The following is a 14,853-nucleotide window of genomic DNA, read 5'->3' as shown; positions in this document are numbered from 1 at the left end:
GCGCTCGCAGCGGGCGCGGGCGCCTCCAGCTGCGCGGCCGTACGGAGGCCGGGGTGCAAGGCGCCGGCGCTGATCCTGGTTCCTCCAGCCCGAGCCTTCTGCTCGCGGCCGCGCGCTGACCGCCTGCCTGCTTCCGCGCTCATCAGCTGCCCCCCTACTCGATCATCGCGCGCTCGAGCGTGCCGAGCGCCACGCGGGCATCCCAGGCGGGCAGGCGCTTCTCCGTCTTCCAGGTCTGGAAGTACCAGCCCTGGGCGCCCTCGAATGCGGCAAGCTGGTTCGCCACGAAGACGCGCTCGTAGGCTGCCCGGCCCTCAGGGGTGATCGATGCGCTTGAGAGCACGGCGGCGCCGGACCACTCGCCGACGATCACCGGGAAACCGGCAGCCCGGGCCGCCCTGATCTCGTGACGGGCACGGGCGATGGCGTCACGGATGCCCCGGGGCGAGGTGATGTCCTGCGCGGTCTCGTCACGGTAGTGATAGAGATGCAGGTCGATGAGGACGTTCTCGTAGCGCGCACCGCGCATGAAGCCGCGCCAGAGGTCTGGATGGCCCGACGCCGAGAACACGACCGCCTTTGACACCGGCATGTGGGTGCGCACGAGCTCGTAGGCATCGCGGTAGAAGTTGCGCAGGTAGTGGATGGGGATGCCGTCAGTGACCGAGAAGAGCCCCCGGCGCACGCTCATGACCGGCGAGTCGAGGAGCTCGATGCCGGAGAGGATGTCCGAGCTGCCGTACCGGGTGGCCAGCCGCTCGAGGACCTCCAGGGCGGCGTGGCGGCCGTTGGTCGACGAGTGCCATTCGGCGATGAGGTCCGGCATGGGCACAGGTTCGTTCGAGTCGCCCTGGCCGCCGGGCACTGTGGCGAGGTCGAGCAGGACGCTCACCCCGTGCTTCTCGCCCCACTCCATCGCACGGTCTATGTAGTCGACCACGGTGACGTGGCAGGCGTCCGCCGACTGGGAGCCGAAGGCATACCAGGGGACGGGGAGACGCACCGCGTTCAAACCGATGGCGGCCATGCGGCGGAAATCGTCCTCCGAGACGAACGTCTCGTAGTGATGACGCATGCGCTCGCAGTACGCCGATGCACCGAGGGCCTGCTGGAGCTCCGTGTCGTTCGATGCACCGGTCGCGGCGAAGAGCGATGGGGTCACCCAGGGTTCGGGTATGAACCAGCCGGCGAGATTGACCCCGCGCACCCGACCCAGGGCGTCGGTGGAGGACCTCCTCGAACGTGCGAGCGGGACGTTGAAACCCAGGGGCATGACGACATCCTCCCAACAAAACGAAAAAGCGCTCAGCGGACCCGCCGAGCGCCTCTCAGTGCAAAGGGTGGCTAGGAAGGGAGTCGAACCCCTGACACGCGGATTTTCAGTCCGCTGCTCTACCAACTGAGCTACCTAGCCAATATACCCGCCGTCGAACGGCAGCTCGTTCACTATACCAGACCGCCCGATGCGGTCAAGGAAAAAATCAAGGTGCTGAGAACGGGGCTTTGGGTCGGTGAACTGCGCGGTCTGAGAACCTGATCGAAGGACGCGGGCGCGGGATTGAGATGGTGCGGCCGACGCTCCGCTTTCCGACGGACCACGCTCGACCTGGCCTGCCCCGCGCGCGTGACGGCAAATCCAACGGCGCACCCTCAGGTACCCTAGGCGCCACGCCCACTCCATGTGCGCCTCATGCATGCCTCAACGGACCCCGCCCTCCCCCTGCGTCGCGAAGCGCTCAAGCACCGCCGCCGCCCCGCGGCGGGATCGGAACCGCCACGGGGGCACCGACCGGTGCAGGGCGAGCACCTCTCCATCCGCCCCGATGAAGGCGATGTCGATCGGCGCGCGCATGAAGCAGGTGTGGACCGCGCGGCATCGCGGGAACGCCATGGCTACCGCCTTCCCCTCCTGCGCTGCAGTCGGACGCCCCGCCATACCGAAGAGGCGATCGACGAACCCCGTGGCGACGATGAGCCGCGCAGGAGTCCATCCGAGGTTTTTCAGGGCACGACGGATTAAGGCATACGTCCTCCAGCTGCCGATGCTCATATGATCACTCCCGGGCGCCAGGGGTCGACGATGACAGCCCGCTCATGCGTGAGTCTGACCGGTGCCCCCAAGGCGATGCCGGCAAGCGCGAGCCCCTGGGGCCATGGCGTGAACCTCATGGTGCAGGTGAAGGTCCTGAGGCCTCCCACCAGCGAGAGCAGTGCTGTGGGGGAACCGTCTTCCTCCTCGGCGACGGACACCTCGACCTCGATGTCGTAGGTCCCCATCGCCCGCTCAAGCTCGGTCTTCACGGTGGCGGCGACGGCTGCCGTAGCGGCCCCTTCCCCGCCAACCGGTGACGCCCCATGCGCGAGCACGATGTCGGGCGCCACCCGGTCGAACCGAGCTGTCGCGGAGATGAACACCATGAGGTTGTAGACGATGAGCGCGACGATGATGAGCACCGGGGCCATGACCGCCATCTCGACCGTCGCTTGAGCCCGCTCCTCCGCCACGCCCATCATGATGACCCCATGAGATCGCGGAGGCGGATCTTCAGGGGGATGGAGCCACCCCCGGGCAGAGGTATCTCGGCTATCGTGAACTCAGCCGCCGCAATGAGCTCGCCCGCCTCGTAGCCCAGCGCCTGGAGCACCGCGCCGGGATCGGTGGTCCCCAGAGGGATGGAGCGCAAGAGCTCCTGGGCATCGGCGATCCCACCCAGCTTCGAGCGGGCGATGACGTTCGAGGTGTCGGTCAGCACCGGCTTCCGATAGCTAAGGTCGACCGGGTGGAGGCCCAGGCCTCCCATGACCCCTTGCACCCGATCTCCCAGCCAGCGCGCAACGGGACCGGCGCCCAAGAGATCAAGGCCCCGGAACAGACCGTCCATCAGGGAGTCGATGCCCTCGGAAAGGTCGCCGTAGGATATGAGCAGCCGCCCCCAGAGATCCATGACGTCACCCACGACGCCGATGAGGGTTCCGCCTGAACGGTCCTCCAATGAACTGAAGAACGACCCGAGCGCGTTGTTGTCCGCGGTGGCGGGATCACGGGCCAGAACCGCCGCCGAGATGGCGGCGCGGCTCGGGAGGCGCGGAGCTTGGTTGAACGAACTGTCCAACTCAGGCGGGGGTTCAACATCCCCCGCAGCGACCAGGGCGAGACAGCCCTCGCGACCGGGCGGGGCGATACGCGGCCGCTTGCCCGCAAGCGCGGCGAGGGCGTCCTCGAACGCGTCTCCCGCCTGCTCGGCCCGCCCCTGCGCCTGACGCTCAAGTTCGAGCTCCTCGTTTCGGGAATCCGCGTAGTCTCCCAGGGCCTCGGTGAACTCGCGCAGATGGTATTCGAAGCCGTTGTCGATGCTTGTCGAGGCGGCTGGCGCACGGCCCACATCACCCACGTCGAACTGGCAGACCGCACAAGCACGCGCCCCACCGCCCTCAAGATCGGCAAGAGAGAGCACCTGGCCCGGGGCACCGCGGGCACCGGGGCAGTCGGCGGCGAAGTGCAGCACGGGCTCTGCATCCTCCAAGCTGCTCGGCCAGACAGCCTCCGTGTAGAGCGAGGTCCGCCGCACCTCCGCGGTGTTCCGGGGCAGCAAGGGAAGATCGGCGATCACGCGCCCGTCCTCCTCGCGTATCGAGGCCCTCTCTAGCTCCGCACAGGCGAAGCGGTAGAACGCATGGCGCGCCGCGGCGTCGGCCCGCGCCTCGACCCCGGCCCCCTCGGGAGCGTCGTTGTCCCGCCTCCACCGGTAATAGGCCCGGGCCCGATCGAGCCCCACCGTCGGGTTCCAGGTGACACTCGACGCGAAATCTGGGTTCTCCACCGCCGACAAGCCCGAAAGCCGTGCGGCCCGCTCCTGCATGTTCATCCCCTCTCGCCCGCAGTCGGCGATCCACGCACGACGCTTATCCGCCTGCGAGCGCTCGGATGCCTTCGCGAGCTCGCGTGCCACCTCGTCGAGGTCACCCGCCGTCGATTCCAGCCCGTCAACCGGAATCTGGTCGCCGGAGAGCGCAGGGAACTCTGAGGCGGATTCCCAGGGGACCGCGAGGGCCGTGCCGGCGAAGCTCACCCGTTCGGTGCCTTGCGCGGCGCATGTCCGCGAGGCGTTCGCCGCTATGAGATAGGGCAGCACCCCCTCCACCGCCTGGAGGCCCCGCGATGCCGAGGTGGCGAACTCGTTGCGCGTCCGCAGGATGCGGATCCCGGCGTCGACGGCCTCGCCGGCGGCGGCGTTCGCGCCGGGAACGAGCAGCCCGACCATGCCGACCCCGGTGACGCACAGGCCCGTGAGCCCGAGGCTCAGGATGCTCGCATCGACCACGGTGGCCGCGGTATGGTACGAAGAGACCACGTTGGCGCCGGCGAGCGCCGTCGCATCGGCCGTTGTCTGCGTATCCCCCGCTCGCGAGAGGCTCCACACCGCCGAGGCGGCGGAGAAGACGAGCGCGAGCACGAGGAGGATGGACACGGCCGTCGTCACCGTGGTGTAGGCGCCGTCCTCGAGAAACAGGTCGACGCCCCAGAGCAGGTTGCGGCCCCTGCACGCAACCGTTCTCGGAACGCGGCGCTGCGCGATGCTCCGGCACACGCCGCAGCCTCGTTCGGCACCGTTACGAGTCCCATGCAGATATCCACGTCTCATAGCTCCCCTCCAACCACGCGGGCCTTCCCGCATAGGAAACTTCAACCCTCAGCCGCACATCTCCCTGCGCATTGCGCTCCCCGAGCACGTCCGCGAACGCACCGATCACCGGCAGGGGCCTCACACGCCCCGCCACCGCCACCGTGACAGCACCTTCAGCGCGGACGAGATCGATCTCCCAGGAAAGCGGCCCGCCCGCATGAAAGATGCTGACGTCCGGCACCGCGCCGAGCCTCCTCAACGTGAACGCCCGGTAGGCGTCGTCCCCCTCTCCCTCCGCCGTGATCATCAGCCGTGCGGTCGCCGCGGCGGCGCTCTCCATCACGGAGCGCGTGTAGAGCAGGCAGACGGGCTGCACCGCCAACAGCAGGAGGAGAAGGAAGAGGGGGATCAGAATCGCCGCCTCGACCGTCGATTGAGCGCGTCCTTCCAGCACGAGCCCATGGGCGCCGGACGGCTCATGCCCATCAGAACAGGACGAGGTCGAGCGCCCCGAACCCGTCGAGCGCATGCGATGCCGAGCGCTCCGCCAACGCCGCGAGGGATCCATCCTCGCCCGCGCGCCACAACGCCGCGAATGCCACGGTGATCGCCAAGAACGCCAGCACGGTGAGGGCGTACTCGAGCGTGCCCTGGGCCCGCTCCTCCCGCGCGAGCCCGCCGCCGTGATCTCGGGCACCCTCCTCGCCGCCAGGACCGCGTAGACGAAAGTCCGAATCGACTCCGCCCCTGTTGTCGCCACGGATCCCTCCCAGCCAAAGGAAACCCCCATGGCCCTCCCGAGCGCTTGCATCCACATGGCATCCTCCCCTTCTCACAGCACCCCCTCCCCATCCTCCACGCCGATCCGCGACACCCTCACCGTTGCGCCGCCGGATTCGTCCGCAAGGGCCAAAGCGATATCGACAGACCCGTCCGGACCGCGCAGCAAGGCGCCCCATGCGTTCCCCTTGATATCAAGGTATCCGCTGGTCATAAGGGTGAACGTCTTCATATCTCGATACGTTTCGAGGACTGTCCCCGCTGCGTCCGCGAGTCCATCCGGGTCATCCCATGAGACCACCGCGGGATTAGCGCCTACAGCTGATGACCGACTGGCCAAGCTGTCGAGGTCGGCGAGGAACGATGACGCAGCCGACCTATGGGGGTCGGCTGGGAATACGCGCCCGACCACTTCGGATGGCGATGCCGGGGCATCCTCGGCAGCAGGTCCGTCCCCCTGGCGCAGCATGAGCGCAGGCGACGCGAGGACGAGGAGGATGCAGAGAAGGGGCGGTGCCCATACACGCAGCTGCCAGCGGCCCCGCCCGCTCACAAGCTGTTGATCCCCGAGGAGATCGTGTCCCAGAGCTCGGAGATCTTGTCACGAAACGCGATGATCGCGATGATGGCGATGACGACCAGCACCCCGACGAGGATCGCGTACTCGGTGGTTCCCTGGGCCCGCTCCTCACGGATGAGCGGCCTGAGACCGGACAGCAGATGAAATAGGCGTCCCTGCAGTTTCTCGACCATGTTGACCTCCTAGATCATTCCGCCCGCGGAGAACAGCGGGCCCAATATGGATAGCAAGAGAGCTGGAAGGATGAGCGTCCCGGTGGGAATCAGGAGCTTGACGGGGGCGCGCTCGATCTGGCGCTCCACATCGGCGCGATGGGCGGCCCGGCATTCCCGGCTCTGCCCAGCGAGCGTCTCGGCGAGCGGAGCGCCCAGCGCGAGCGCCTGGCCGATNGAGCTCATCACGAAGCCAGGTGATCCGCGGGCCATCTGGACGGATTCCCGCATGCGCGCAGAGCGCCTGGCCAACCCTGGCCAAAGCAGCGAATGCCGTCCGCTGCCATGAACCGCCGGAGCGAGGTTTCCGTTCTTGGCTGTCAACGGGCAGAATCCCGGCCACCCCCAACGCCACCAGCAACCCTATTCCGCCGGGCACGACCGCCTCCATCGCGTGACCTCCTCTCCATCGAGCGCCCCGGTGCGCACGGCCTCGGCAATGAACACCGGCTCGGCAGCAAGCGACCAACTCGCCGTCGCGGCATCGAACACGACATGATCGGTGAGCCGAACGCCTCCGTCGCGAGCGCGCGACACCCCGGCGAGACCGGCGACGAATCGCCGCCCATCCGGCCGGCGCACCGACATCACGATCCCGTCGAGCGCCATCGCGATCTGCTCCTCGATGAGCGGACCGGGCAGATCGATGCCGTACCGTGCCAGCAGCGTGAGACGCACCACCGCCTCCTCGGCCGTGCCCGCGTGCAGCGTGGTCAGCGAACCATCGTGCCCGGTGTTCATTGCCTGGAGCATGTCGATGCACTCAGGGCCGCGCACCTCGCCCACCACGATCCGATCGGGCCGCATGCGCAAGGCGTTGGCCACCAGATCACGGATGCTCACCGCGCCCTCTCCCTCGATGGACGCCTCGCGGGCCTCGAGCCGCACCACATGGGGATGGCGCGCAAACTTGAGCTCGGCGGAGTCCTCGATCGTCACGATGCGCTCGCCAGTTGGGATCTCGCAGGAAAGCGCGTTCAGGAGCGTCGTCTTCCCCGAACCCGTTCCCCCGGCGACCGCGAGGTCCCACCGGAGCCGCACCGTCCAGGAGAGCAGCTGGGCGTACCATGCGGGCAGCGAACCTGCGGAGACGAGCTGGTCCAGCGTCCCGATGCGATCCGAGAACTTCCTGATGGTGAGCAGCGGCCCGTCCAGCGCGATGGGCGGGATCACGGCGTTCACGCGAAACCCACTCGGCAGCCGGGCGTTCACCAGCGGGCTGCACTCGTCGATCCGGCGCCCGAGCGGGGAGATGATCCGGTCGATGATGATCCTGATCTGCTCGTCCGTCTCGAAGAGGCCCTCGAGTGGGATGAGCGTGCCCGCGCGCTCGAAAAACGAGGTACCGGTGCCGTTGACCATGACCTCGGTCACGGAGTCGTCCTCAAGGAGCCGCTGTAGGGGCCCCAGGCCAACCACGTCATCGAGGATCTCCGCCGCCAGGGTGTCGCGCTCAAACCGTGAGAGGTCCCGCGCCCCACCGGTGTTCAGCACGGCGAGGACCGCAGGCCTGAGCTCCTCGCGGGCCCGATCCGCACTCGCCGCCGCGGCGATCTGCGCGACCTCGGCGAATCCCACGCGCTCGAGCATGGCGCGCTTCGCCTCGGCTTTGACCGCCCGGACCCTCCGCTGGCCGGCGCGCTCGCCGCGCACTCCGGCAGCCCGTACGCGCTCCGCGACGCTCATTGCCCGCCACCTCCCTGTCGGCCCCACGGGAGCCTCAGCCGACGCTTTGCCGCGGGCTCCCGTGGGGCCACGTCACCGCGACCCTGGACCGCGCATCCGAGCTCGCGCAAGGTCTCCGTCGTGAACGTCCGCACGCCACGCGCGAATTCGCCGCCGCCCAAGACGAGATCAGCCATATGCCCGCATGAGGAGAGCTCCGCCACCTCAGGGCCTCCGTCCGCGATGCGGACCCGGTTCTTGAGCGACATCGCCATCTCGAACCTGAGCGCGAACTCCTCACCGCGGCCAACCGCGCCGAAACGGTTGAGCACACTGACCATCTTGGTGCGCGGCAGCCCCAGGCGCCCGGCAAGATCGGCCGCCCGGGATGAGGACGGGCATGATGCGGGGCCGGACGCCCCCACGATGAGGCAGCGATCGCAGGCGGCAACCGCCGCCGCGACGGCATCGCCCCAGAACACCGAGGTGTCGATCAGGATCAGATCTGACAGGGTCCTCAGCACGGCGATGAGCCGTTCCACTGGCACCCCCATCATCTCAGCGCATTCAGGGCGCTCGATCGGGCCCCACAGCGTCAGACCGGGGGCGACGCGCATCGCCGTCGCCTCGATGTCCTCATCCGCCAGGTCCTGCTGACCCACTCGGTCAATCCTCATGAGATCCTGCGGCTCGTCGACACCGAGGAAACCGTACGCGTCGCCGAACATGAGATCCAGGTCGAGCACGGCCGTGCGGAGGCCGAGTTGGGAGGCGCAGCACGCCATCGCCGTCACCAAGGTGGTCTTGCCGACACCGCCCCGGCCGGAGATCGCGGCGATCACCGGGGCCGAGGGGCTGCCTGCCGCAGCAGAAGGCTGCGGTCTCCGCCGCGGGGGCGAAAGAGGCTCGGAAACCCGCTCATCGACTTCCGGGCGAACGGGCTCATCAGACCGGGGGCCGGCAGACGGCGCCGAGATGGATGCCTCCACATCCCCTCCCCCCGATCCTCCCTTATCTGCGCTGACTGCACCCGCCGGCTTGCCAAGGTTGGCCTCACGTGAGGCTGGGCGAGGGGTCGCAGCGCCATCCCGGTGCCCCCCGTTTTGCCCACGGCCATCGCTGGCGGAGGCCGCTTTGGGGACCGCCGCTTGTGAAGCCCCCTCCACACGCGCGACCCGCACCTTCCCACCATCTTCAACGACGGCATCCTCCGCCGCGATGACCTCCGTCGCCCCCGCGTAGAACATGCGGGCTATCAAACCCGGTTCAAGTCGATCCACCAAGACGAGGATCTGCGGGGCGCGGCCGCTTCGAGCGAGGTCACCCAGGGCCACCTCGAACTCAGCCGAAGCGGTCCCCCGCGCCGACACCGCCGCGCCCGCGACCTCATGAGGCAGATCCGCAGCCAGGAGGGCGAGCTGCCCCACGCTATTGAATCGGAGCAGCTGGGCCCCGCTCGCCCGGGAGTTGACCTCGCGGGTGAGCTGTCCGAAATCGGCACCCCCGCAGCAGGTGAGCCATAATGCCGCCATCAGTGTTCACCCCTCGATGTGGATGGTTCCGCGCCCGCCGCGTCCCCGCGCGCCGTCTCCTGCACATCAGAGCCTCGATCACCGGGAACCACGAGCGAGAGCGGCGCCTGCGCCATCGCGATGAGCAGTTCCTGCACGTGCTCGGGCCGGACGCTCAGCGTCACCCAGGTGAGCGCGGCCCCGTTCGAGGAAAGGGAGCTCGTGTCCACCACCGTCGCCGCGCACAGGCGATCCGCCACGCCGTCGCGGGACACGTAGACGTCGACCGCCTCACCGCGACCGACCGCACCGCCCACGGCGTGCTCCTCGTCGCTGGGAATCGATACGGCCACCGTCCCCGCGGGCACCTCCACCGCGCTCTCACGGGCCTCGAAGTACAACGGGCACAACACGGCCCGCTTGGGGATACGGGAGGTGGCGACCTTCCCGGCAACGGCGGATAAGTCGGTCTCCGCATCCAACGGCGCCAAACCCGCGACCCAGTCCATCACCGTGGTGTTCGCCTCGTCGATGACCTCACCCGGCTCGATATCGCGTATCGCGGTGCACACCTGCACCAGATCGCCGCCAAAGCGCTCCAGCGCCTGCTCGCGCTCACGCACGGCCTCCGTGCGAACCATCGACCCGTATCCGAGCGCAACCAAGACCGCCACCACACCGGACACCGCACTCACGATGAGTCTGGTCCTCCGTCTCACACGACCCCTCCCTCCGATCCGCCGCCCATGAGCACATTCTTACGGCTCGAGGCGACGGGAGGACTAAAGGTCCCGGACCAAATCCCACGACCTTACAGGCGCCTCCCCACAAGCTGACGCTCGCGTAAGATCGACGGGAAGCTCATCCAAGTTTCCAGCGGGGTGATTGGCAAATAAAAAGACCCCTCCTTGCGAGGGGTTCACGCAACCTAAAGATACACCGCAGGTCAGAGGTTGTATCTACAGCCTCACATCGGGATCGAGGCTCTGGGCGCTGACGCGCATCTCGCGGGCGAGCGCGAGGAAGGCCTCGACGCGCACCGCATCGATCTCGCCGGCGTCGACCGCGCCCCTGACCGCGCAACCCGGCTCGTGCGTGTGCGTGCAATCGCTGAAACGGCATCCCCGCGACGCGCGCGCCACATCGGGGAAGGTCCGGGCGAGGCCGAGCTCGTGCCCCACCAAGGGAAGGCTCCTGAGGCCCGGTGCATCGGCGATGACACCGTGGGGTCCCGGGAGCTTGCACATGACGCGCGCGACCGTGGTGTGCCGTCCCATGTCATCGCGCTCGCGCACCGCGCCTGTTGCGAGCGCATCGTGGCCGAGCAGGGCGTTCAGCAGGGTCGATTTCCCCGCCCCGCTCTCACCGAGGATCATGCCGCAGGCCCCCGCGGGCACGCAGGCGCGCACCTCGTCCAAGCCGAGGCCATCCCGCGACGAGGTTACGATGACCCGAACCCCCTCCCCCGCAAGGGCGCATGCGTCGCGAATCGCGCGATCCCGTGCGGCGGGGTCGCTGCGATCCGCTTTCGTGAAGACCACCACCGGCACAGCCCCGCAGTCATTCACCAGCACAAGCGACCGGGCGATGCGGTCGCGCACGAGTGATTCGGAGTCGCGCGAGGAGCCGAGAGGCTGCACGATGAGGATGACGTCGACGTTGGCGGCAAGCACTTGGCACTCGCCGCGGCTCTTGCCGCGCCACCGCTCGAACGCGGTGCGACGGGGCAGCACCGCCTCGATCACGCCTTTGTCATGGCCGGGGTCAACCCGCACGGCAACGATATCGCCGATGGCGGGGAGCAGGGGCTCCTCATCGGCGCCGCGTTTGGCGAATGCGACCGCATGCTCGGAGCGGAGCGTGACGTCAGGGGTGGCGACGAGCGGGAAGCCCCGGTCGAGTCTGATCACACCGCCAATCTGCAGATGCGACGCGGCTTGCCCGCCTGACGCCTGATCGAACTGGGAGCGGAAATCCGTGAAGGCCGCAGTCTGGGTATCGTCAACTCGCAGATCGCTGAAGGCAGGGAGGTCGCTCATGAGGCCGATCGCGGGAAGCTCAAACGCGGTGGCGTCCGCAGCCGACGTCCGATGCCGCCGCGCTGACCGTGATCCCTTGCCGCCCTTGCCTTTGCCCACGCAGCCTCATTCCCCTTTGCCCCGATGAACGGCGTCAGTATACCGCGGCAAGTGCGGGGACGCACCTTGGCAACCGCGGCGCACGAGGCGCACCGCCAGAAACGTCGATGCGCGCAGGCCGCAGACGCCGCGCATCGAGATAAAAAGGCCCTCCACCTCCCCACCCATGCGGATGGGGAGGTGGAGGGCCGTGCATCAATCAGAACGTGATCCCGCAACCGGTCGGCTAAGCGCGCCAGCCATCAGGAGATCATCGGCGTCACTTCGCCTCGACGGCGCGCATGATCGCCTTGTAGACCTCCATCAGCGGGATGATCAGGAAGGCCAGGCCGAGCGCGGTGGCGAGCGCCTCCGGCGGCAGCGGCATGAAGCCGAACATCTGAGCCAGCGGATCGAACTCCACCACGACGACGGTCAGGACAAAGGCGAGGATCGCCGCGCCCCAGAGCCACTTGTTCTGCTTCCTCATGCTGAACAGCGACGCGCGACGGCTGCGCATGTTGAAGCAGTGGAAGATCTCGACCATGGAGAGCGTGATGAAGGCCATCGTGACGCCCTCGTCGTCTGCGGTGCCGGCGATCATCTCGGCGATATCGATGTGGCCGAGGTCGAAGTAGACGCCCGCGAAGAAGGACGCGAGCACGAGCAGGGTGATGATCACGCCCTGGACCACGCAGTCGAGGCCCATGCCGTCGGCGAACATGCCGTCGGAGGCACGGCGGGGCTTGCGCTTCATGACGTCGCCCTCGGCCTCCTCCATGCCGAGCGCGAGCGCCGGGAAGCTGTCCGTGATGAGGTTGATCCACAGCAGCTGGACCGGCTGGAAGATCGTGAAGCCGATGAGCGTCGCGGCGAACACCGAGAAGACCTCGGCGAGGTTCGCGGAGAGCAGGAACTGGATGACCTTACGGATGTTGTCGTAGATCCGGCGCCCTTCCTCCACCGCGTTGATGATGGTGGCGAAGTTGTCGTCGGCGAGCACCATGTCGGCCACGTTCTTGGTGACGTCCGTGCCGGTGATGCCCATGCCGACGCCGATGTCGGCGCGCTTGATGGACGGGGCGTCGTTCACGCCGTCGCCGGTCATGGCCACGATGTTGCCGCGGCTCTTCCAGGCGTCCACGATGCGGGTCTTGTGCTCGGGCTGCACGCGCGCGTACACGCTGTACTCGGTGACGCGCTCGTGGAAGGCCTCGTCGGAGATGCGGTCGAGCTCAGCGCCGGTGATGGCCTGGCTCGCGTCGGTCACGATGCCGAGCTCCTTGGCGATGGCCACGGCGGTGTCGATGTGGTCGCCCGTGATCATGACCGGCCGGATGCCGGCCTCGCGGGCCTCGACGATGGCCTGCGTGACCTCGGGACGGACCGGGTCGATCATGCCGGAGAGGCCGCAGAACACGAGGTCATGCTCGAGGGCCTCGGGTGAGAAGTCGCCCGGCAGCTCGGCATGGTTGCGGCTCGCGAGCGCGAGCACGCGCAGGGCCTCGTCGGCCATACCCTTGTTCGCGGCGAGGATCTCGGCGCGGCGCTCCTCGGTGATCGGCACGATCGCACCGTTCTCGTACACCTGGGTGCACAGCCCGATGACCACGTCGGGGGCGCCCTTGGTGAACTGCTCATACTCGCCGTCAAGGGTCTCGACGACAACGGACATCATCTTGCGGCCGGAGTCGAACGGGGCCTCGCCCACGCGCGGGTGCTCGGCCGTGAGCCCCGTGAGGCCTGCCTTTGCCGCATCGTTCACCAGCGCGCACTCGGTGGGCTCGCCGACGGCCTCACCGGCCTCCTCGTCCCACTGGGCGTCGGAGGCGAGCGCCATGCCGGCGAGGAACTTCTCCTCGGGTGCGGCCAGCACGTGCTTCACGACGGTCATCTTGTTCTGCGTCAGCGTGCCCGTCTTATCCGAGCAGATGATCTGCGTGGAGCCGAGCGTCTCCACCGCGGTCAGCTTGCGGATGATGGCCTGGCGCCGCGACATCTTCGTGACGCCCATGGAGAGCACGATGGTCACAACGGCGACGAGGCCCTCGGGGATGGCGGCCACAGCGAGGGAGACGGCGACCATGAAGGTGTCGAGCAGCATCGACGGGTTCGAGATCATCTCACCGCCGTGGCGCAGGAAGTCGACGGCGAAGATGACGACGCAGATGGCGATCACCATGACCGTGAGGGTGCGCGAGAGCTGAGCGAGCTTGACCTGCAGCGGCGTGAGCTCCTTCTTCGCGGTGGTGAGGGCGTCGGCGATCTTGCCCATCTCGGTCTGCATGCCCGTGCCCACCACGACGGCGCGGCCGCGGCCGTAGACCACGACGGAGCCCATGTAGACCATGTTCCGACGGTCGCCGAGCGGGACGTCGTCGGCGTCGGCGGCGAGTGTGATGGCGTCCGCGTGCTTCTCAACCGGCACGGACTCGCCCGTGAGGGCCGCCTCCTCGATCTTCATGCTCGCGGACTCGAGCACGCGGCAGTCGGCCGGGACGGAGTCGCCGGCCTCGAGCAGGATGACGTCGCCCGGGACGAGCTCGGAGCTGGGCAGGTGAACGAGCTTGCCGTCGCGGATCACCTTGGACTGCGCGGCGCTCATCTCCTGTAGGGCCTCGAGGGCCTCCTCGCTCTTCGCCTCCTGCACAACACCAAGGACGGAGTTGATGACGACGACGAAGAGGATGATGACGACATCAGCGATGTCGGCCTCGCCCTGAACGGCACCGGAGATGGCCGAGATGGCCGCGGCGACGATCAGCATGATGACCATCGGATCGGCCATCTGCTCGAAGAAGCGCTTCCAGAGCGGCGTCTTCGCCTCCTCCTCGAGCTTGTTGGGGCCGAAGCTCGCCAGCCGCTCGGCGGCGGTGTTGGCGGCAAGACCCGTCTCCGCGCTTGAAGCCTGAGCCTCGAGCACGTCCTCAGCCGAAGCCAAGTATTCTTTTTGCATGTTCCCCTCCTGGGATCCGTTGGCCACCCAGCAGATTGATGCCCGATCATAATTCCCCAGGAGAGGGGCAAGGGCCCATCAAGGCTGCCGTGCTGAGTGGCAGCTTGCAACGGTAGATATACTACCCTGATTGCGCACGCGGAACGCATCTTCCATCCGAGTTTCTGCCGACCGTGCAAAATTCGGCATCTGTAGCGGTGTTGAGGTCGAATCCTGCACTGTCAGCATCGCACCCCCTGCTGACAGTGCAGGATTTATGCTTTCCTCCGGCCTAATGACGCAATTGTGACCTGTCAGCATCTCGACCCGACGTGACCGTGCAGGATCCGCGCTTTGCACTGCTTTGCCGCCGTGATTGTGACCTGCCAGTATGCAAGCGCCGTCACCGCAAGGTCCCGAGCAGACAC

At 67.6% G+C, this 14,853-nt stretch carries 12 protein-coding genes, 1 tRNA gene and 1 pseudogene; all 14 read right to left on the bottom strand.

The annotated features are described in order from the left end of the window. Window positions 1-154: 154 nt before the first annotated feature. Complete coding sequence (locus tag CAP13_RS07935) at window positions 155-1,273, bottom strand: glycoside hydrolase family 5 protein (protein WP_085831060.1); 1,119 nt, start codon at window positions 1,271-1,273, stop codon at window positions 155-157. A 68-nt stretch (window positions 1,274-1,341) separates the two neighbouring features. Then, window positions 1,342-1,414 (bottom strand) — tRNA-Phe (locus CAP13_RS07930). Between the two features lie 285 nt (window positions 1,415-1,699). Next, window positions 1,700-2,050, bottom strand: coding sequence for a DUF192 domain-containing protein (locus CAP13_RS07925; RefSeq protein WP_085831059.1), 351 nt, complete (start codon window positions 2,048-2,050; stop codon window positions 1,700-1,702). Then, window positions 2,047-2,511: a hypothetical protein gene (locus tag CAP13_RS07920; RefSeq protein WP_245798973.1), complete on the bottom strand. Its 465-nt coding sequence runs from the start codon at window positions 2,509-2,511 to the stop codon at window positions 2,047-2,049. Before CAP13_RS07920 ends, CAP13_RS07925 begins: the two co-directional genes overlap by 4 nt. A 2-nt stretch (window positions 2,512-2,513) precedes the next feature. Then, a pseudogene (locus tag CAP13_RS07915) lies at window positions 2,514-4,643 on the bottom strand (hypothetical protein); the annotation flags it as partial. Continuing rightward, window positions 4,612-5,079, bottom strand: a complete 468-nt coding sequence (locus tag CAP13_RS07910; protein WP_245798962.1) for a TadE/TadG family type IV pilus assembly protein — start codon at window positions 5,077-5,079, stop codon at window positions 4,612-4,614. The gene CAP13_RS07910 and the pseudogene CAP13_RS07915, both read right to left, overlap by 32 nt. Window positions 5,080-5,110: 31 nt before the next feature. Beyond that, entirely contained in the window at window positions 5,111-5,440 is a 330-nt protein-coding gene (locus CAP13_RS07905; protein WP_085831056.1) for a hypothetical protein, read from the bottom strand. A gap of 17 nt (window positions 5,441-5,457) precedes the next feature. Continuing rightward, entirely contained in the window at window positions 5,458-5,637 is a 180-nt protein-coding gene (locus CAP13_RS09745) for a hypothetical protein (RefSeq protein WP_143764930.1), read from the bottom strand. Between the two features lie 317 nt (window positions 5,638-5,954). Continuing rightward, entirely contained in the window at window positions 5,955-6,158 is a 204-nt protein-coding gene (locus CAP13_RS07895) for a Flp family type IVb pilin (protein WP_085831054.1), read from the bottom strand. Window positions 6,159-6,560: 402 nt separating this feature from the next. Further along, on the bottom strand, window positions 6,561-7,883 hold the full coding sequence (locus tag CAP13_RS07885) for a TadA family conjugal transfer-associated ATPase (RefSeq protein WP_085831053.1): 1,323 nt from the start codon (window positions 7,881-7,883) through the stop codon (window positions 6,561-6,563). Beyond that, window positions 7,880-9,394: a nucleotide-binding protein gene (locus CAP13_RS07880; protein WP_085831052.1), complete on the bottom strand. Its 1,515-nt coding sequence runs from the start codon at window positions 9,392-9,394 to the stop codon at window positions 7,880-7,882. The genes CAP13_RS07885 and CAP13_RS07880 overlap by 4 nt, the downstream gene beginning before the upstream one ends. Continuing rightward, a complete protein-coding gene (locus CAP13_RS07875; protein WP_085831051.1) occupies window positions 9,394-10,092 on the bottom strand; it encodes an SAF domain-containing protein in 699 nt (232 codons plus the stop codon). The genes CAP13_RS07880 and CAP13_RS07875 overlap by 1 nt, the downstream gene beginning before the upstream one ends. A 240-nt stretch (window positions 10,093-10,332) precedes the next feature. After that, window positions 10,333-11,511, bottom strand: a complete 1,179-nt coding sequence (gene rsgA, locus CAP13_RS07870; RefSeq protein WP_245798961.1) for a ribosome small subunit-dependent GTPase A — start codon at window positions 11,509-11,511, stop codon at window positions 10,333-10,335. Window positions 11,512-11,770: 259 nt separating this feature from the next. Then, entirely contained in the window at window positions 11,771-14,446 is a 2,676-nt protein-coding gene (locus CAP13_RS07865) for a cation-translocating P-type ATPase (RefSeq protein ID WP_085831050.1), read from the bottom strand. Window positions 14,447-14,853 lie beyond the last annotated feature (407 nt).

Origin of the sequence: Collinsella vaginalis (assembly GCF_900176655.1) — a bacterium.
Lineage (GTDB): Bacteria > Actinomycetota > Coriobacteriia > Coriobacteriales > Coriobacteriaceae > Collinsella > Collinsella vaginalis.
The sequence above is the reverse complement of the archived record's forward strand: the minus strand, read 5'-3'. Positions and strand labels throughout refer to the sequence as shown.

Bases quoted from the DNA above. Each gene is read 5' to 3' on its own strand.
- CAP13_RS07880 (WP_085831052.1), bottom strand. From the start codon at position 9,394: ATGGCGGCATTATGGCTCACCTGCTGCGGGGGTGCCGATTTCGGACAG.
- CAP13_RS07895 (WP_085831054.1), bottom strand. From the start codon at position 6,158: ATGGTCGAGAAACTGCAGGGACGCCTATTTCATCTGCTGTCCGGTCTC.
- CAP13_RS07885 (WP_085831053.1), bottom strand. From the start codon at position 7,883: ATGAGCGTCGCGGAGCGCGTACGGGCTGCCGGAGTGCGCGGCGAGCGC.
- CAP13_RS07925 (WP_085831059.1), bottom strand. From the start codon at position 2,050: ATGAGCATCGGCAGCTGGAGGACGTATGCCTTAATCCGTCGTGCCCTG.
- CAP13_RS09745 (WP_143764930.1), bottom strand. From the start codon at position 5,637: ATGAAGACGTTCACCCTTATGACCAGCGGATACCTTGATATCAAGGGG.
- CAP13_RS07865 (WP_085831050.1), bottom strand. From the start codon at position 14,446: ATGCAAAAAGAATACTTGGCTTCGGCTGAGGACGTGCTCGAGGCTCAG.
- CAP13_RS07920 (WP_245798973.1), bottom strand. From the start codon at position 2,511: ATGGGCGTGGCGGAGGAGCGGGCTCAAGCGACGGTCGAGATGGCGGTC.
- CAP13_RS07935 (WP_085831060.1), bottom strand. From the start codon at position 1,273: ATGCCCCTGGGTTTCAACGTCCCGCTCGCACGTTCGAGGAGGTCCTCC.